This is a genomic window from Methylobacterium fujisawaense (genome assembly GCF_014138435.1).
In the GTDB taxonomy this organism is placed as follows: Bacteria; Pseudomonadota; Alphaproteobacteria; order Rhizobiales; family Beijerinckiaceae; genus Methylobacterium; species Methylobacterium fujisawaense.
Genome location: NZ_JACJIM010000002.1, coordinates 493,244 through 511,355, shown reverse-complemented (window position 1 = coordinate 511,355; position 18,112 = coordinate 493,244). Strand labels below are relative to the sequence as shown.

General features: G+C 70.8%; 14 protein-coding genes and 1 tRNA gene. 5 read left to right on the top strand and 10 right to left on the bottom strand.

The features are described 5' to 3' along the window. Window positions 1-11 precede the first annotated feature (11 nt). On the bottom strand, window positions 12-1,931 hold the full coding sequence (locus GGQ91_RS07295) for a hypothetical protein (RefSeq protein WP_246410596.1): 1,920 nt from the start codon (window positions 1,929-1,931) through the stop codon (window positions 12-14). Window positions 1,932-2,335: 404 nt separating this feature from the next. On the opposite strand from GGQ91_RS07295, the gene putA reads away from it, so the two are divergent. Further along, entirely contained in the window at window positions 2,336-6,022 is a 3,687-nt protein-coding gene (gene putA / locus GGQ91_RS07290) for a trifunctional transcriptional regulator/proline dehydrogenase/L-glutamate gamma-semialdehyde dehydrogenase (RefSeq protein ID WP_182591681.1), read from the top strand. A 16-nt stretch (window positions 6,023-6,038) separates the two neighbouring features. Here putA and GGQ91_RS07285 read toward each other — a convergent pair whose 3' ends face one another. The 3 genes from GGQ91_RS07285 to GGQ91_RS07275 form a co-directional block, all read right to left on the bottom strand. Next, the gene (locus GGQ91_RS07285; protein WP_053611497.1) at window positions 6,039-7,631 is read right to left on the bottom strand and encodes an ABC transporter substrate-binding protein; all 1,593 of its coding nucleotides are present in this window, start codon (window positions 7,629-7,631) and stop codon (window positions 6,039-6,041) included. Between the two features lie 162 nt (window positions 7,632-7,793). Beyond that, complete coding sequence (locus tag GGQ91_RS07280) at window positions 7,794-8,087, bottom strand: DUF2218 domain-containing protein (protein ID WP_043352813.1); 294 nt, start codon at window positions 8,085-8,087, stop codon at window positions 7,794-7,796. A 258-nt stretch (window positions 8,088-8,345) separates the two neighbouring features. Beyond that, a complete protein-coding gene (locus tag GGQ91_RS07275) occupies window positions 8,346-9,794 on the bottom strand; it encodes an FAD-binding oxidoreductase (protein ID WP_182591680.1) in 1,449 nt (482 codons plus the stop codon). 137 nt (window positions 9,795-9,931) lie between these two features. Here GGQ91_RS07275 and GGQ91_RS07270 point away from each other — a divergent pair, with 137 nt between their 5' ends. The 3 genes from GGQ91_RS07270 to GGQ91_RS07260 all read left to right on the top strand — a co-directional run bounded on the left by GGQ91_RS07270 (window position 9,932) and on the right by GGQ91_RS07260 (window position 11,288). Continuing rightward, a complete protein-coding gene (locus tag GGQ91_RS07270) occupies window positions 9,932-10,627 on the top strand; it encodes a fumarylacetoacetate hydrolase family protein (protein ID WP_043758285.1) in 696 nt (231 codons plus the stop codon). A gap of 13 nt (window positions 10,628-10,640) precedes the next feature. Next, on the top strand, window positions 10,641-11,105 hold the full coding sequence (locus GGQ91_RS07265; protein ID WP_043378448.1) for an NUDIX domain-containing protein: 465 nt from the start codon (window positions 10,641-10,643) through the stop codon (window positions 11,103-11,105). Between the two features lie 108 nt (window positions 11,106-11,213). Continuing rightward, window positions 11,214-11,288: transfer RNA gene (locus GGQ91_RS07260), tRNA-Gly, on the top strand. A 168-nt stretch (window positions 11,289-11,456) separates the two neighbouring features. Here the strand turns inward: GGQ91_RS07260 and GGQ91_RS07255 are convergent. From GGQ91_RS07255 to GGQ91_RS28065, 5 genes are all read right to left on the bottom strand, one after another. Next, window positions 11,457-12,449, bottom strand: coding sequence for a DUF808 domain-containing protein (locus GGQ91_RS07255; RefSeq protein WP_043388102.1), 993 nt, complete (start codon window positions 12,447-12,449; stop codon window positions 11,457-11,459). An 84-nt stretch (window positions 12,450-12,533) separates the two neighbouring features. Continuing rightward, on the bottom strand, window positions 12,534-13,199 hold the full coding sequence (locus GGQ91_RS07250) for a response regulator (protein ID WP_043346486.1): 666 nt from the start codon (window positions 13,197-13,199) through the stop codon (window positions 12,534-12,536). Window positions 13,200-13,212: 13 nt separating this feature from the next. Continuing rightward, the gene (locus tag GGQ91_RS07245) at window positions 13,213-15,291 is read right to left on the bottom strand and encodes a sensor histidine kinase (RefSeq protein ID WP_182591679.1); all 2,079 of its coding nucleotides are present in this window, start codon (window positions 15,289-15,291) and stop codon (window positions 13,213-13,215) included. A 164-nt stretch (window positions 15,292-15,455) separates the two neighbouring features. Then, entirely contained in the window at window positions 15,456-15,674 is a 219-nt protein-coding gene (locus GGQ91_RS28505; protein ID WP_343066775.1) for a ribosome modulation factor, read from the bottom strand. A gap of 335 nt (window positions 15,675-16,009) precedes the next feature. Further along, window positions 16,010-16,207 carry a hypothetical protein gene (locus GGQ91_RS28065; protein ID WP_246410595.1) on the bottom strand — a complete coding sequence of 66 codons (198 nt, stop codon included), beginning with the start codon at window positions 16,205-16,207 and terminating at the stop codon, window positions 16,010-16,012. A 24-nt stretch (window positions 16,208-16,231) separates the two neighbouring features. Between GGQ91_RS28065 and GGQ91_RS28060 the strand changes: the two genes are divergently transcribed. Beyond that, window positions 16,232-16,390, top strand: a complete 159-nt coding sequence (locus tag GGQ91_RS28060; protein WP_246410594.1) for a hypothetical protein — start codon at window positions 16,232-16,234, stop codon at window positions 16,388-16,390. A gap of 803 nt (window positions 16,391-17,193) precedes the next feature. Here the strand turns inward: GGQ91_RS28060 and GGQ91_RS07235 are convergent. Further along, window positions 17,194-17,565: a hypothetical protein gene (locus GGQ91_RS07235; RefSeq protein WP_182591677.1), complete on the bottom strand. Its 372-nt coding sequence runs from the start codon at window positions 17,563-17,565 to the stop codon at window positions 17,194-17,196. Window positions 17,566-18,112 lie beyond the last annotated feature (547 nt).

Below are 18,112 nucleotides of genomic sequence, written 5' to 3'. Positions count from 1 at the left end.
GTCCCGCGGCCTCAGGTCGGGCCGGGCGGTGCGGCCGGCCGGTCCGCGAGCGCCGCCAGGACCCGTCGGCCATAGGCGGTGGTCGCGAGGCTGGCTCGGAGTTCGCGAGACAGGGCGTCCGGGCCGAGGTGGCAATCGAGATCGGGCCGCGCGGCGAACCCGTCGAGTTCTTCGCGGATGAGCACGGCGAAGTCGGCGGGATCCAGCAACCCCTCGGCGGCATCGAGGACACCGTGTTCCTCGAGGAAGCCTCCGCCCAGGCTGATCACGCCGTCCCTGTACCGGATCAGCGCAAAATAGACGCCGAACCCGATCATGGCCCTGTCCCGCCAGCCCGTCGCGGCGATGTAGGTCTGCATCATCACCGTGGTGGAGTAGTCCTCGTGCTCCCCGTCGCGCTGGGCGAGATAGTCGCGAAACACGTCGTGGGCCGCCGGATCGAGATGGAGCAGCGCCTGCATCGCCGGCGCCAGCGCTCCCTGGTTGTCATCGGGCCCCCAGATCTGCCGGTACAGGTTCCTGGCGGCCACGAGTGCGGGCTGGACTTCGAGATAGGTTGTCAGGAGCTCACGCAGCACGGGCGCCACCGCGATGCGCTCGCGCGCGATCCGCGCGAAGAAGGCCGGTTCCGTCAGTGCCTTCCCGCCGACCCTGAAGGTCAGCGCCAGGGCGTCGCTCCGCAGAAGGGCGGCGAGATCCGCCCGGATCTGGCCTGTGAGCCAGCCCAACGATTCCGCGATGGCCGCAGCCGAGAAATCCGCCACGGTGACCACCGGTAGCGAGCGCGCCAGGAACCGCCCGACCGCAGACGCGCTCGGCCCCGCCGACGCCTGAGGGCGATACCCGTCCTCGTCCTGCGCGATCAGCCGCGCGGGCCCCGAATCGGCGCACCAGGGTCGCGGAATGAAGACGGCGTCGCTGTAGAAGCGGATCTCGACCCTCTCGGCATCGGCCACGTCGCCGAATGTGGAAACGGCCTTGGCGCCCGCATAGCGGCCGAACGCGAAGACGGGCGAGCGGGCGCCGTCCAGGCCGATGCACTGGAACTCTGTTTTCTGATCCCAGAAGAACCCGTACTTGACCCAGAGCGCCCGCTCGTCCGGTTCCCAGGCCACCTCCGTCATGACGCGGTGCGGCTCGGGGCCCGGGCGCGCGACGAGGGTCGCGACGTGGGCGACGGGTTCGGTCGTCCAGAGTTCGACGGCCTGTGCGCGGTGTCGGGGATCGTCCCCCACCGCATCCGCTGCCGCTTCGGATTCCCTGGGCGAAGGATCGAGGCGCGGCGTGACTGCGTAGCGGCCGCTCGGGCTGAACCAATACGGTTTCACCGCGTCCGGAAGCGGATCGTAGCGCACCGACCCGTCGGTTCGCTCCAGGCGGCAAAGCCCGTAGGACGACCCGCCCGGCCCACATCGGAGGCCGATGAAGGCCAGCCTTCCCTCCGGATCCTCGAACAGATCGCCGTGAATCGTCAGGATGGCCGGTCCACCCGGTCGCGGCGGATAAGCCTCCTCGGCGGAAAGACGTCCGATCGGACCGTCGGACGGCCAGGTGATCCCCCGCCCATCCAGCAGGATTTCGAGATCCGCCGCCCGCAGGACGACGAGGCGGTGGAGGTATTGGGTCTCGTCGCTCGGAACATGGCTCACATAGGCTGCGATCAGCTCGGCATCGCGCGTGACGAACAGCCTACGGGCACAGGAATCCCCGCGCGGCAGGCGCCGCCGCACGACATCCCGGCGCGAGCGCCACGCGATCAGGCAGAGTTCCCCGTCTTCGGACAGGCAGATCAGCCTCTCATCGCCGACAAGGGCGGCGGCGCGGATCGAAGCCCGCGGAAAGGGCATGACCATCTGCCACGCACCGTTGTCTTCGATGGCTGCGACCGTGTTGTAGCGTCGTTCGGTGCCGGTGATCTCCAAACGCGGCATGCGGCGTCCTCATCGAGACGTGGGCTCTGACCTGAGCGGTCCGCAACCGAGGGCGGACAATCCGAATGTGCAAAACGATTGAATGCCCTAATATATCTCAATATAGTCTAATGTAACTCGCGGCTAGCGGACCAATAGACGGCCAAAACATACGACAAGACCTTATGCGGGCGGAAGCCTATGGATTGACCTAGTTCATCGCCGGGGCATCCCTGCATACGGGATCCGATCTCGCGCAGGCGCAGGCTTCGCTCCTGAAAGGTGAGGCCGCGTGACCGTGACCGCCCGGGACGGGCCGGTCGGGCCAAGCCTTTCCGTCGGCACCCCGGCTTCGACGCGGCGCCCGGATTGTGTAGCCTGAGGTCGCAACGGCGCGGCATTGTGCCGTGTCGGAGGGACGGATTATGTCCGGGACCGGCGTCGTCGAAGCTGCGGCCGTCCGGGCGAGCGCTGCCTTCCGCCGGCTCGCCGCCGACCTGCCGGACCGGTCGCCCCTGAGGCAGGCCGTGACCGCGGCCTGTCTGCGCCCCGAGAGCGAGTGTGTGGCGGCGCTCCTCGATCAGGCCCGCCTGTCGCCCGAGGCCGCCCGGCGCGTCGCCGAACATGCGGGACACCTGGTCGAAACCCTGCGTCGGCAGGGGCGCCGCGGCGGCGTCGAGGGGCTGATCCACGAATATGCGCTGTCGAGCCAGGAGGGCGTGGCGCTGATGTGCCTCGCCGAGGCGCTGCTGCGAATCCCCGACACGGCGACGCGGGACGCGCTGATCCGCGACAAGATCGCGGGCGGCGACTGGGCGGCCCATCTCGGGCACAGCCCGTCGCCTTTCGTGAACGCGGCGACCTGGGGCCTGCTCGTCACCGGCAAGCTCGCCGCGACCCGGGACGAGGCCGGCCTGTCCGCCGCGCTCACCCGCCTGATCGCCCGCGGCGGTGAGCCGGTGATCCGCACCGGCGTCGATCTCTGCATGCGGATGATGGGCGAGCAATTCGTGGCCGGGCGGACGATCGCCGAGGCCCTGCGGCATGCCGGGCGGCGCGAGGCCAAGGGCTTCACGTACTCGTACGACATGCTCGGCGAGGCTGCCGTGACCGCCGAGGATGCGGAACGCTACCGGCGCGCCTACGCGGAGGCGATCCGGGCGATCGGGGCGGCCTCCGCCGGCCGCGGCGTGCTCCTCGGACCCGGCATCTCGATCAAGCTGTCGGCGCTCCATCCCCGCTACGTGCGGTCGCAGCGCGACCGTGTTCTGGCCGAACTCCATCCCCGTGTGTGGGACCTCGCCCGCCTCGCCAAGGGCTACGGGATGGGCCTGAACATCGACGCCGAGGAGGCCGATCGCCTCGACCTGTCTCTCGATATCCTGGAGCGGCTCGCCCTCGATCCGGACCTCGCTGGCTGGGACGGGCTCGGCTTCGTGGTCCAGGCTTACGGCAAGCGGTGTCCCTTCGTCATCGACGTGCTGATCGATCTCGCCCGCCGAAGCCGTCGGCGGCTGATGGTGCGTCTGGTCAAGGGCGCCTATTGGGACAGCGAGATCAAGCGGGCGCAGGTGGACGGTCTGGCGGACTTCCCGGTCTTCACCCGGAAGCTTCACACCGACGTCTCGTATCTCGCCTGCGCGCGTCGGCTCCTCGCGGCTCCGGACGCGGTCTTCCCGCAGTTCGCTACCCACAACGCCCAGACCCTGGCGAGCATCGTCGAGATGGGAGGCCCGGATTTTCGGCCCGGCCAGTACGAGTTCCAGTGCCTGCACGGCATGGGCGAGCCGCTCTACGAGGCCGTGGTCGCCGGAGAGCGCCTGCGCCGCCCCTGCCGGATCTACGCGCCGGTGGGCACGCACGAGACCCTGCTCGCCTATCTCGTCCGGCGGCTTCTGGAGAACGGGGCGAACACCTCCTTCGTCAACCAAGTCGCCGACGCGGCCGTGCCGATCGCGGCGTTGATCGCCGACCCCGTCACCGCCGTGGAGGCCATGCCAAGTCCCGGAGCGCCGCATCCGCGGATCGCGGCTCCCCGGGACCTGTACGGTTCGCACCGCATGAACGCCGCCGGTCTCGACCTCGCCGACGAGGTAGCCCTCGCCGATCTCTCGGAGGGGTTGCTGGCGAGCGAGCGCACCGTCTGGCGGGCGGTGCCGTCGGGCGAGGACGACGCGGCGGCCGACGAGCCCGTGCGCAATCCCGCCGACCACCGGGACGTCGTCGGTTTCGGCCGGGCGGCGACGGCTGCGGCGGTCGTAGGCGCCGTGGCCCGGGCGGAAGCGGCCGCCGCCGGCTGGGCGGCGACGCCGGCGGCCGCGCGCGCCGTCTGCCTGCGGCGGGCCGCCGACGCCTTCGAGGCGCAGATGCCGGCGCTGATCGGGCTCATCGTGCGGGAGGCGGGCAAGACCTACGCGAACGCCGTGGCGGAGATCCGCGAGGCGGTCGATTTCCTGCGCTACGACGCCGCCGAGGCCGAGCGAATCCTCGGCGACGCGCACGCGCCGCTCGGCCCGGTCGCCTGCATCGCGCCGTGGAATTTCCCCCTGGCGATCTTCGTCGGGCAGGCCGCGGCCGCCCTCGCGGCGGGGAACACGGTCCTGGCCAAGCCCGCGGAGGAGACGCCCCTGATCGCCGCCGCGGCGATCCGCGTGCTCCACGCGGCCGGGATCCCGGCGGATGCCCTTCACCTGCTGCCGGGGGACGGCCGTGTCGGCGCCGCCCTGGTCGCGGATCCGCGCGTGCAGGGCGTGATGTTCACCGGCTCGACCGCGGTGGCCAAGGCCATCCAGCGCGCACTCGCGGGGCGGCTGAACCGCTTCGGCGAGCCGGTGCCCTTCGTCGCCGAGACCGGCGGCCAGAACGCCCTCGTGGTCGATTCCTCCGCGCTTGCCGAGCAGGTGGTGGCCGACGTGATCGCCTCGGCCTTCGATTCCGCTGGCCAGCGTTGCTCGGCGCTGCGGATCCTGTGCCTGCAGGAGGAGATCGCCGACCGGACGCTGCACATGCTCAAGGGCGCCCTGCGGGAGCTGCAGGTCGGCGACCCGCGGCGCCTCGCCGTCGATGTCGGACCGGTCATCACCGCCGACGCCGCCGCCCGCCTCGCCGATCATGTGGCGAGCCTGCGCGCGCGGGGGTTTCCCGTGGAGCAGTTGCCCCTGCCGCCCGCGGCCGGCGCCGGGACCTTCGTACCGCCGACGCTGATCGAGATCGGGGCGGTCGCCGATGTCGAGCAGGAGGTGTTCGGCCCGGTGCTGCATGTGCTGCGCTACCGTCGGGATACCCTCGACAGGCTCCTCGCGGCGATCGATGCCACCGGCTACGGGCTGACCTTTGGGCTGCACAGCCGCGTCGACGAGACCATCGACCACGTCCTCGGCCGAGTGCGGGCCGGCAACCGTTACGTGAACCGCAACATCATCGGCGCGGTGGTGGGCGTGCAGCCCTTCGGCGGCTCGGGCCTGTCGGGGACGGGCCCCAAGGCCGGGGGCCCGCTGGCCCTCGGCCGGCTGGTGCGGAGACCGCCCGCCGCCGCCCGCGACGGGCTGCCCGCCGACGAGGCGGCGCTGCGCCCTTACGTGGCGTGGCTGCGGTCGCGCCGTCGCCACGATCTCGCGGAGAGGCTGGAGACCGTCCGCTATCCCGGATCCGCCCCGATCGCGCTGGCCGGACCGGTGGGTGAGCGCAATCTGTACGCCCTGCGTCCGCGCGGGCGCGTCGCCGCCATCGCGGCGACGGAGACGGCGCTCCTGCTCCAGCTCGGGGCGATCCTCGGCACCGGCAACGCGGCGGTTATCGTCGCCGCCGGCGGCAGCGGTGCGGCCCTGGACGGTCTGCCGGCGGTGTGCGCGGCCCGGATCGCCTGGGCTCCGGATCTCGACCGCGCGGGCGACGTCCAGGGCGTCCTGTTCGCGGGCGATGCGACAGCCCTGCGGGATCTCAACGCCGCCATCGCGGCCCGCGACGGAGCCATCCTGCCGCTCCAGGCCCGCGAGCCGGAGGCGCTGGCGGCCGGCGATCTCTACGATCCGGCGGGCTTGGTCGAGGAAATCTCCACAGCGATCAACACCGCGGCGGCCGGCGGCAATGCCAGCCTGATGAGCGTCGGGTGACCCGGCGGCTGCGCGCTCAGGCCGACCGGCGCAGGTTCCAGAACAGCGGCAGCCCGGTCAGCATGCCTTCGAGGTCGCGCCGGTAGGCGGTCGGCTGGAAGTACTGGCCGCAGGGGAGATAGGCGCCGACCTCCAGGGCGCGCGCCTGGATCCGCGCCGCGAGCGCCTTCTGGGCGGCGAGGTCCGGCGCGGCGAACCACGCGCTGCGCATTTCCTCCAGGGGGGCGTCCGTGAGCCAGCTCGGGACGCCCGCGCGGCCGTTCCCGCGGGCGGCCAGATGGTAGGCCGGCGAGAGATGGTCCAGCCCGCCGGAGAAGATCCCGAACATTGACCAGCCGCCCTGGTCCAGGGGCTTCGCGTTCAGGATCCGCTGGTTCACGGTCCCCCAATCGGTGGCGACGACGTCGAGGTTCATCCCGAGCTTGCGGCAGGCATCGGCCATCACCTCGCAGATCGCGTTGATCCGCGGCACGTCGGTCCCGGAGAGCAGCACCACCCGCTCGCCCTTGTAGCCCGCCTCGGCGAGCGCCCGCTTCGCGGCGGCGAGGTCGCGAGGGCCGGTGAGCACCGCCATGCCGGCCGATGACGCCATCGGACCACCCGCGGTGAAGATCCCGACGGGCCCGCGGCGGATCGCCGGGTCGCTGCCGGCGACCGCATCCATCATCTCGGTCTGGTCGACGGCCGAGAGCAGCGCGCGGCTGATCGCGGGATTGTCGAAGGGCGGCAGGGTGTGGTTGAGGCGGATCTGTCCGATCAGCCCGGCGGTCTCCACCAGATCCACCCGCACGGCCGGCTGGCGCATCAGGTCGGGCACGAGATCGACGAGGGGCTGCTCCCACCAGTCGATCTCGCCCGAGCGCAGGGCGCCGGCCGCGGTCGCGCCGTCGGGGATCGTGCGCCACTCGATGCGGTCGAAATGCGCGATGCGCGGTCCGGCGGTGAAGCTCGCCGTCCCGTCCGGACGGGGTCGATACTCCTCGAACCGGCGGTAGACGTTGAGCGAGCCCGGAACCCGCTCGGCGGCGACGAACCGATACGGGCCGCTGCCGACGATCTCCGGCACCGCCTGCGTCGCCGGCGTCGCGCTCAGGCGCTCCGGCATGATCACCGGGACATAGGAGGTCGGCTTGGCGAGGGCGTCCGGCAGGAGCGGGAAGGGCCGTTTCAGGCGGAACTGCACCATGGTGTCGGAGGGCGCCGAGAGGTCGTCCACCGTGTCGAACAGCGCCCCACCGTAGGCGTCCCGCTGCGACCAGCGTTTGAGGCTCGCCACAACGTCGCGGCCGAGGACCGGCGTGCCGTCATGGAAGCGCAGGCCGTCCCGCAGGGTCAGGCGCCAGGTGAGGCCGTCGGCCGTGACCTCGTGGCCCGCCACCATCTGCGGCTGGGCCCGGTAGGCGGCATCCAGGCTGTAGAGTGTATCGAACACCATCAGCGCATGGGTGCGCGTGACGTAGTTCGTGGTGATGATCGGGTCGAGAAGCGCCAGATCCGCGTAGGGCACGAAGCGCAGCGTCGTCGCGGAGGCCGCCCGCACCAGGGCCGGACGGGCGAGCGTCCCGGCCACCAGCGCTCCGGCGCCTGTCAGCAGGGTGCGTCGCTTCATGGATCGATCCCGGTCTCGGCGGCGACCGATCTGGCCGCAAGCCGGACTCGCGTGCAAGTGGTGCGCCACCTGGTGCGCCACCGCCGCGGGCCGTTCCGGATCGCGAGACCCCGCCCGGGCCAGGGGCCGGACGGGTCGAACGTGACCGCGCTGCGCGGGCCGTCAGGCGGCGCGCGACCAGCGGATGTCGCCGAGGCTCTCGCGGAATGCGAAGCGGGCGAGGTGGTCGGCCACGACGTTCTCGAGCCGGGTGAGGTTCACCGGGTCGGAGCTGTCGATGCGCATCACCAGGGCGTCGGGCTCGGCGTCGAAGGTGCAGACGCGGTCCTCGCCGAACGGCACGGTGCCGTGCACGGGCGTCGCCTCGACCTTGAACTTGTGGCTCCAGTGCCGGCAGAGCTGCTGCAGGTAGCGGCTCGCCTCGTTGGTCTGCACGCGGGCCTGAGAGGTGGGCATTCCGTCGGTCTCCAAAGAGATATGAAAACAGCCTGTCGGTGACGGTTCGTCGCTCGATCTCGCATCTGCGAGATAGGAAGGCCTCTGAGCAATTGCCATGCCTGGCGCCGAAGGACCCGTCTTTGTCGTCTACGGTGAAGGTCTGTCCGAAGCGTTAGCAGCGGCTTAACGCAGCGGGCCACCCCGGCGGATGACGGCGCGGCGTTGCTGTCCTGCACCCGGCTCCGCGCCGAATTATGGCGCGATGCACAAAATTCCTCAGCGCGCCGTCGAGGCGTCGCGGTCGTCCCGGATGATGACCTTGCCGGGGTTGAGCAGGTCCTCGGGGTCGAGGGCGGCCTTCAGGCGCCGCATGAGGTCGAGCCCGACCGGATCGCCGTAGCGGGCGAGTTCCTCGCGCTTGATCAGGCCGACCCCGTGCTCGGCGGCGATGGAACCGCCGAGGTCGTGCACGATGTCGTGAACGATCCGGTTGAATCGGCCCCATTCGGCCAGGAACTCCGCCGCCGCCATGCCGGACGGCTGGGACAGGTTGAAATGGATGTTGCCGTCGCCGAAATGGCCGAATCCGCAGGGTCGCAGGCCGGGCATCTCCGCCGTGCAGGCCGCGCCTGCCTGCTCCAAGAACGCGGGGAGCCGCGACAGCGGTACCGACACGTCGTGCTTGATCGACGCGCCTTCGCGGGTCTGCGCCTCGGGAACGCCCTCCCGCAGACGCCAGAGCGCGGCGTTCTGGGCGCCGCTGGTGCCGATCGTGGCATCCGCGATCACCCCGTCCGCCAGGGCCTGCCCGAGGGCGGATTCCAGCTCGGCCTGCGTGTCGGCATCCGGGCGCGCGGACGCGACCTCGATCAGCGCGTAGGCGCCGTGCGCGCCATGCAGCGGCTGCACCGTCCCCGGGATGTGGCGCAGCACGATCTCCAGGGCGAAGGGCGGGAGGTATTCGAAGGCCGTCAGGTCGCGGTCCATCCGCGCCCGCAGGAATACGAACAGGTCGAGGGCGGCCCTGGCCGAAACGAGCCCGACGAAGGCGACGCTCGTGGAGCGCGGCCGCGGGAACAGCTTCAGCACGGCCGCGGTGACGATGCCCAGCGTGCCTTCGGAGCCGATGAAGAGCTGCTTCAGGTCGTAGCCGGCATTGTCCTTGCGCAGGGACTTGAGCCCGTTCCAGACCCGTCCGTCCGCGAGCACGACCTCCAGCCCCAGGACGAGGTCGCGGGCGTTGCCGTAGGCGAGGACCGCGATCCCGCCGGCATTGGTGCTGACGCCGCCGCCGATCCGGGCCGAACCGCAGGACGCATAGGAGAGCGGAAACAGCATGCCGGCCGCCTCGGCCGCGTCCTGCACGTCCTGAAGGATCATCCCGGCCTCCACCGTGATGGTGGCATCCACCGGATCGACCGCCCGCAACCGGGTCATGCGCTCCAGGGACAGCACCACGCCTCCTTGCGGCACCCCGGCGCCCGTCAGGCCGGTATTGCCGCCGAGCGGCACGACCGCGATGCCGGCCTGCGTGCAGGCGCGGACCGCGAAGGCGACCTCCTCGGTGCTCCCGGGCCGCAGCACGGCGAGGGCCGATCCGGTGAACAGGCGCCGGCTCTCGGTCAGGTAGGGCGCCAGGGCGTCCGGATCGGTCAGCACGTGCCGCGCGCCGAGCCCGTCCCGCAGGGCGGTCAGCAGGGTGTCGAGGGCGGCTGTCGGGGTCATCGCAAAGATTCTGTAGGCCAGGGGCGGGGGTACGCAAGCTCCGGTATGGCGCGCGCCGGTGCGGACCTTACAACGATGATGTAGGGCCCGGGCGTCGTCGCGCCGGGCCGTCCGGACGATCCACCGCAGAGGCAGAGATGCTCTCCGTCATCCAGAACCCGCAACGCATCGCGCTCCCCATCGTGGGCAGCAGCGACCTGTTTCCCGTGCGCCGCGTCTACTGCGTCGGCCGCAACTACGCCGCCCATGCCCGCGAGATGGGGGCGGACCCCGACCGGGAGCCGCCGTTCTTCTTCATGAAGCCCGCGGACGCCCTGCAGATCGTCGGTTCCGAGCCGACGCCTCACGCCTACCCCCCGAAGACCGGCAACTACCATTTCGAGGTCGAGATGGTGGCGGCCCTCGCCAGCGGCGGCAGCGACATCCCGGCGGAGACCGCCCTCGACCACGTCTACGGCTACGCGGTCGGCCTCGACATGACCCGGCGCGACGTCCAGGACGAGGCCAAGAAGATGTCGCGGCCCTGGGACACCGCCAAGGCGGCCGACGGGTCCGGCCCGATCGGCGCGCTGCATCCGGTCTCCGTTTTCGGCCATCCGGCGCGGGGCGCGATCACGCTGTCGGTGGACGGCGAGATTCGTCAGAAGGGCGACCTGGCCGACATGATCTGGTCCGTCGCCGAGCAGATCGCCTACCTGTCGGGTTACTTCGCCCTGCAACCGGGCGACCTGATCTTCACCGGCACGCCCGCCGGCGTCGGCCCGGTCCAGCGCGGTCAGCGCATGGTCGCGGCGATCGCCGGGCTCGGCGAGATCACCCTCGACGTCGTCTGAGCCGCGCACCCGCATGCTCCTCGACCGGCCGCTCCTGCGGCGCCTGTTCCACCTCGGGGCTCTCGCGTCCCGGGGCATGACCCTCGGCGTGCGCGGCGTCGCCCTGGACGGGGCGGGACGTGTGGCCCTCGTGCGCCACACCTATGTCAGCGGCTGGCACCTGCCCGGCGGCGGTGTGGAGCGCGGCGAGGCCGTGCGCGACGCGATGGTGCGGGAATTCCGCGAGGAGGCCGAGATCGTGCCCCAGGGGGAGCCGCGCCTGCATGCCCTCTACCGGAATGTGGTGGCCGCCCCCCGCGATCACGTCGCATTGTTCGTCCTGCCGGCCTTCACGGTGCTGCGTCCCAAGGCGCCGGACCGGGAGGTCGCCGAATGCGCCTTCTTCGCGCTGGACGCATTGCCCGAGGGCACCACCCGGGGGACCCGCGCCCGGCTCCGCGAGATCCACGAAGGCCTCCCGCCGGACCCGAATTGGTAAATCGTCACGGTTCGCGAAAAGGGCGCTTGCGTCGTCCGCCGGAATGGTGTTTAGAGAGCCGCGCCGGGGGCCGCCGGCACGAAAGTCCAGGCGGCGCGGCACTAGTGAGCGGGTGTAGCTCAGGGGTAGAGCACAACCTTGCCAAGGTTGGGGTCGAGGGTTCGAATCCCTTCGCCCGCTCCAGTTTTCCCAACCATACGATCGACTTACAAGGCCGCAGCTCTGCGGCCTTTGTCGTTTCTGGGTCCTGCAGAAGCATCCTCGACCGCCGGGCCATGGGGCTCCGGAGGAGGCCGAGCAATACGGTGACCGTCGGGACCACCGTACCGCTTGGCCTCGACGTTTCTCGGATCAGGCAGTCTGCTTCCGCAGGGCCGACAGGGCGTGCCACGTCGGCGCCAGCACGAAGCTCGTGAGCGGAATCAGCAGGCCGCCGACCACCAGCCCGATCAGGCCCGACGCGAGGGCGGTGACCAGCCATTCGACGAAGCCCTTGGCGAACGGCAGGCGCGCGGACGCTGCCGTCGCCGCGTCGTGGGCGGCGTGCGCGGGCCATGCCAGGCCGTAGGTCTCCAGGCCGTGCATCAGGATCCCGCCGCCGACCCAGATCATGGCCGCCGTACCGACGACCGCCAGGAGACCGAGCAGGATCGGCATGCCTTTGACGACGCCGCGGCCGAGCCCGCGGACGAGGCTTCCGAGCGGCGGCCCGGCCGTGCTGCGGGCCAGAGCGAGGCCCGCGTCGTCAGCCTTCACGATCACAGCGACCACGCCGTAGACGCCCACGGTGATGCCCAGAGCAACGATGGCCAGGACGGCCGCCCGCATCCAGAAGCTGCCCTCCGGCAAGGCCGCGAGGGTGATGGCCATGATCTCGGCCGAGAGGATGAAGTCGGTCTTGATGGCACTCGCCACGCGGCGCTCTTCTCCGGCCGCAGCGCCACCGGCGCCGTCCGCGTGGTCCGCCGCGTCGCCGTGGGCGCGATGGGGAAAGAGGCCCTCGTAGACCTTCTCGGTGCCTTCGTAGCAGAGATACGCACCACCCAGCATCAGGAGCGGCGTGATCGCCCAAGGCGCGAAGGCGCTCAGCGCCAGGGCGCCCGGGAGCAGGAACAGGAGCTTGTTGCGGAGCGATCCGACGGCGATCTTGCCAACGATTGGCAGCTCGCGCTCTGCCGCGAAGCCGACGACGTAGCGGGGCGTGACCGCCGCATCGTCGATGACGACACCGGCCGCTTTGGTTCCGGCTTTCGCGGCCTGGCCTGCCACGTCGTCGAGGGACGCCGCCGCACTCCTGACCATGAAGGCGACATCGTCCAGCAGGGCAATCAATCCGACGCTCACACGTCTCCCCTCATCCGTATTCGGTCCGCCAGACAGACGAACCGCGCCGCGATTTGATCCGTCGCGCTCAAAGAATCGCGGCTCCTAGCGCAGGGCCAGGGCATCGAGCCATCCGTGCGCGGCCGCGTAACGGATGATCTCCGCACGCGTGCGCAGGCCGAGCTTTTCGGCGGCCCGCGCCTTGTAGGTCTCCACGGACTTGACGCTGAGATCGAAGCGGCGCGCGATCTCCTTGTTGCTGAAGCCCTGGGCGATCAGGCGAAGGACGTCCGTCTCGCGCGGGCTCAGCGCGTCTGCGGCAGGCTCGGCCACCGAGATCCGGGAGTCTGCTGCAGGATGCGCCAGGGCATGGCTCGCCACCGAAGGGTCGAGATAGACGCCGCCTGCGGCGACGGCGCGGACCGCGCGGAGCAGATCCTCCGCGGCCGAGCGTTTGAGCAGGTATCCCCGGGCGCCGGCCTTGAGCAGCGGCTGGACGTAGGCCGCATCCTCATGGACCGTCAGAACCAGCACGCGCGTCCGCGGGCACGCATCCGCCACGCGCTCGGTGAGCTCGAGCCCGTTGAGACCGGGCATCGAAACGTCGACCACGGCGACGTCGGGGTCGGCCGCATGAATCATCGGCAGCGCCTCGCTGCCATTCGTGGCCTCGCCCACCAGCTCGATCTCGGGGTCGGCGTTCAGGAGCGTCCGGATCCCGGCGAGGACGATGGGGTGGTCGTCGGCCAGGGCGACGCGAATGCGATCCATCGGGCGCTTCTCCTCAGGGTTCGGGATGGTGCGGTACGGGAATGGTCACGAACAGGGTTGTGCCGACATCCGGGGACGATTCCAGCGTGAGTGTCCCGCCGAGAAGGGACAGGCGCTCGCGGATCCCGGACAGTCCCAGCCGCAGCTTGGCCTGTCCATCGCTGCCGGAACGGTCGCGAAGGTCCTCGGCGTTGAAGCCGACGCCGTCATCCTCGATGACGACCCGCATCTCGGTGGTGCGCTTCTCCACGGAGACGCTGACGCTCGCGGCGCGGGCATGCTTGAGCACGTTGGTGAGGGCCTCCTGCACGATCCGGTAGACGGCCGTCTCGATGGCGGCCGGCAGACGGGTCGCCTCGTTCAGGCATTCCAGATCGGCGCGGATCCCGTGCCGCTGGCTCCAGTCGCGTAGCAGGGTCGCGAGCGCCTCGCGCAGGCCGAGATCGTCGAGGGCGGTCGGCCTCAGGTCGACGGCAGCCCGATGGATGTCGCGTCCGATCTCCCCGGCAAGCGCTTGCAGCCACTCCATCTGCCTTCCGGCTTCGGCTGTGGCACCGCGGGCCAGGAGCCGCTCCATGCTCTTGAGGCCCAGCGACAGGCCGGTCACCGTCTGGCCGACCTGATCGTGGAGTTCCCGCGCGATCCGGCGCTGCTCGTTCTCCTGCGCCTCGCCGAGGCGGCGGAGCAGCGCGGACCGTTCGGCCTCGGCGCGCTTGCGCGGCTCGATATCCGAGACCACGCCGTAGATCAGCCCATCCGGGGTGTCCTCGTGAAGCTGTGGCACGCGACCGGCCACGCGGACCCAGCGCGGTTCCCGATCGAGCCGGTTCACGCGGAACTCGACGTCGAGCGGCGTACCCTCCGCGAGGCTCCGGCGCAGGGCTTCGCTCAGGCGCCCGCGATCCTCCGGCTCGACCGCCTGCAGGACGGTATCGGCGTCCACGGCGCTGTCGCGCCCTTCCGCGGCCGCCCGCCACCCCAGAAGCTCGGCCGCGCGCGCAGAACCCGTCACCCGGCGCGCGACGGTGTCCCAGCGCAACGTGCCGAGTTCCGCGGCCTCGGCGGCGACGGCGCCCTGCTCCTCGCTGGACCGGAGGGCGAGGGAGAACCGGGCCTGCTCGCCCGCACGGCGCTGCGCCATGTCGCGGCCCACCAATCCGACCAGCGCCAGGGCGAGACCGATGCTGACGAAGCTGCCGCCGCCCAGCACGACATACGACCGTGACACCGGGGCGTTGAGGGTGGCGACCGGCATTCCGAAATGCACCGACCAGCCGCCGGTGTGCTTCAGCGTCCGGTAGACCACCTCGACATTCGCGCCCTCCAGCGTCGGGCCGGTGTAGAATCCGTTGGGCGCGTGCCGGATCGCCGCCTGCAAGGCGGGATTCGCAGGGTGGCCGAGTTCCTCGACCTCGGCCCGGGTCCGGGCGATGGTGTTCCCGTCCGCATCCACGATGGTACCGACCCAGCCCTCGGGGGCACCGGCATCCCGCAGGATCGAGCTCACCGCGTTTGTGGCAAGCCGGACCGACAGCACGTAGCGGAGGATCCCGTCGCGGATGACCGGGACGCGAAGGGCGACGAGGCGCTTGCCGGAGATCAGGCCGGCCGGACCGATGCCGCCGATCACCGGCTGACGCGTCTGCACCACGGCGTCGAAGCTCTGCCGGTCCGAAGTCGGTCCCAGTTCCTCTTCGAGGGAGCGGAGCAGGTTGACGATCTGAGCGCCGTCCGGACCGGCGAGTTCCACCGTCTCCCAGAGCGGATGCGCCTGCCTCAGCCGCTCGGCCTCGGCGTAGAAGGCCGCGAGATCCGGTCGGTCGAGGGTGGCGGAGGCGGCCTCCGCTTCGAGAACCGCGATCTGGGCCGCAATGTCCGAGGCGACGCGCTCGGCCACACGGGTCGCGCTGGCGACCGCAGCGTTCCGGGCGAGGTCGCGCTGCTGCTGCGCCATGAGCGTGGCGACCCAGCCGCTCAGCAACAGGACCGGTATGGCCGCCGCGAGGGCGAGGGCGATGAAGGTCCGGCGGCTGCCGCGGCTCAGCGGGGGCTCAGACCCGTGTATGGCGGCGTCGCGGGGTCGGATGTTCATGGGCCCGGGCGCGGGCACGCAGCGCGCCAGCCCGAACCCGGCCTCCATCGCTCGGGCGGCTCGGCCTTCCTGTCTCGCCGTCCCGAGCGCATCGCCACCCGTCTCCCGAGTCCCCGTCCCGGCCCGTGTGCCACGCGCTCTGTCGCGGAAAAGTCGCCCTGCGATCAAGCCGGCGGGAGCGCGTCCGAAGCGAGGGAGGTGTCGCAGAGCGCAGATCCGGGCAGCATCCGGGCCGGATGCGGCAGCCGCGTCGCAACGGCCCAGGAGGAGCCGTCATAGCCTTCGAACCACGCGCGGCGCTCGCGCGACTCGCCGGGATACGGACAGGCATCGCGGGGCCGACCGACGGAACGCGCGCGGGCCCCCTGTTTGACGATGTCCATGAGCATGGGCGCTGATCTCTCCGGCTGCTCGGGATGATGTCCCGCACCGTGAGAAGCGCGCAGTTCGAACGGTCGAGCAAGCTGTTTCAGGTCGCGATGCTGCTCTCACCGACGCGTGTCGGGTTTATCCCGACACGCTGTGAAGACGATCATCCGTTGACCATTGCGCGAAAGCGGCACCCAAGCGGCAAATCATGCGACCGTTGAGCGTCGACGCTTGTCGGGACGCCCGCAGTTCCTTGCTGGATCCTGCGCAGGGGTCACGCGGACAGCCTTCATCGCCCGCGGATCCGGGAGGCTGCCGCACGTCGGCTTCCCGGATCCTGAGGGGCTTCCTAGAAGCCGCAGCCGTAGCCGGCCGGCGCGTAACGGTAGCCGTAGGGACGGCTGTAGACCGGCCGATAGAGGTTCGGCCCGGCAGCCGCCGCCGCAAGGCCGAGGCCGGTGGCGAAACCCGGCCCGCGGTACCCACGGGGACCGCTGTAGCCGTAGGCGTGCGGCCGGTAGCCATAGGCGGAGGGGCGGAAGGTCACACCCCGATATCCACGATACCGCCTGTGGTGTGGGCGGAACCGGTGGATGTGGTGCCGGTGGAGGCGGTGATGGTGCAATCCGTGGCGTCGCCCTCTCCAGGCGCCATGGCCCAGATGGTGGTGCCCGTGATGGAGGCCGGGGCCATGACCGTAGGGCCGCGCTTCGCTCGACGGCGCAAATAGAACGAGGCTCGAGAGCGCCGTCAGGGTGATCGCAAGACGTTTCATGGGCTGAACTCCACGGAAGAGGAAGGACGACCGTGCGGCCACGGTCGGACGGGGAACCGAGCCTTCGCCGCCGTCGAATGCGGCCGCGTGCCCCGAAGGCGGCGGACGAAGATCGAAGTCTCCCGCCACTGTCCCGCCGTCCCATCTGTGGTCCGCTGCACCGATCAGCAGTCGGAGAGATCGGAAGGCGTGTCAGGGTCGGCCCGACATGCTTGCGCTGAAGGCCTGGCTTAGCTTGGCGGTAGGGAGCCCCGGTCGACGGGGCTGAGGGCGCCTCGCCGCATGGTCGCGCCAGGGGGAACGGCATGAAGCTGGCGGTGGGCCTGCCCGTGCGGCGCGCGCGGAACTGGTATCGGCGTTGTGGGCGCGTGGGATCCTCGCTGAAGATCACGCGGGAGCGGCACGGTCCGCAGGCCGGCCGGACGCGTACGCTGGAAGACTGGGCGCGATTCGGAGGCGGCCTGCTCGCGTCCGATCTGTCCGAGGTCCCGCGCGCGCACAGTCCGGTCTGGACCGAGAGACGGTGGCACGGCCTGGACTGGCCTCAGGCCAACGGACCCTGGGCGTAGCCGGGCGTTTAGAATTGGGAGAAGCCTGCGGATGGCCGGAACCCAGGGAGAGCCGTCACCGAGGCGGATGCCCCGCGTGCTCGGCCGCCGGACGACCTCGTAACCCCATGTGCGGCGGCGCGGCCGGGCCGACGTCGGAGACCCGCGGCCTCCGCGAAGCCGGCGCCTCGACCAATCGCGCTGACGCCTTCATCCTCCACGAAGATCATGGCGCGCCCGATCGTGCGTCTTAAGACGCGTCTCTCCTCTCCGCCGCAACGCCCCGACCAGCATCAGCAAGCCCTGCCCGGCGGCGAGCAGCAGGGTCAGGGCCATGAACGGCAGGAAGGCGATCAACACCCAGCCCGTCATCATCAGCCCGTACAGCAGCTCGCCGATATCGTGACCGGCGACCGGGCAGGGATACGTGTTTGCCTCGTTGACTTGGCAGCCGGTGAGGCTGGTCAGCGCGGCACCGGCGGCGAAGGGCAAAGCCGGCAGCCACGCGACGACCATAAGGATCAGGATCACGCGCAGACGCCGGCGGGACCGGTCCGGCCGTCCAGTCTCGAGGGCGCTCATCGGACATCCTCCTTCGGGCGGGGGCGGATCGGTCGGTGCCCGCCTGCACCGGTCGCGCCCCATGCGAGTTCCCGTTGCCGCGGCGGTGGCGGGTCGTCGCGCCGGCCGTGACGGGCAGCGCCAGGGTTTCCCCGACCGTCGTACTCTGCCTCACGCTGTTCTTGCCGATCGCCACGGCTGCGCCGTGGGCGGTGTCGGCCAAGGCCGCCGGATCGGGTGCTGCCCGGGCTGGTCGTATTCGGTTCTGGCCGATCAGGCCGAACGGAAGGATCGCGGTGCGGGCGGCGGACGTCCGGGCAGATCCCGGTTCGGCTCTCGGCAAGAACGTCCTCCTGCCCCGGGTCGCGGCCCGAGCTCATGATCCTCGAGACGGGGTGCACCCAGTTCGGGCGCACGACAGGATTATCCGCCGCCGGATCAGGACACAATGTCACACCGTGGATGCACGGATCGGCGCTGCCGTTCAGCCGGCGCGGGCTCGCCGCCCATCAAGGGCGCGTGGATTGAAGTGTTGCCCGGAAGGGCCGAGCATGTGAGCGGGATCGCT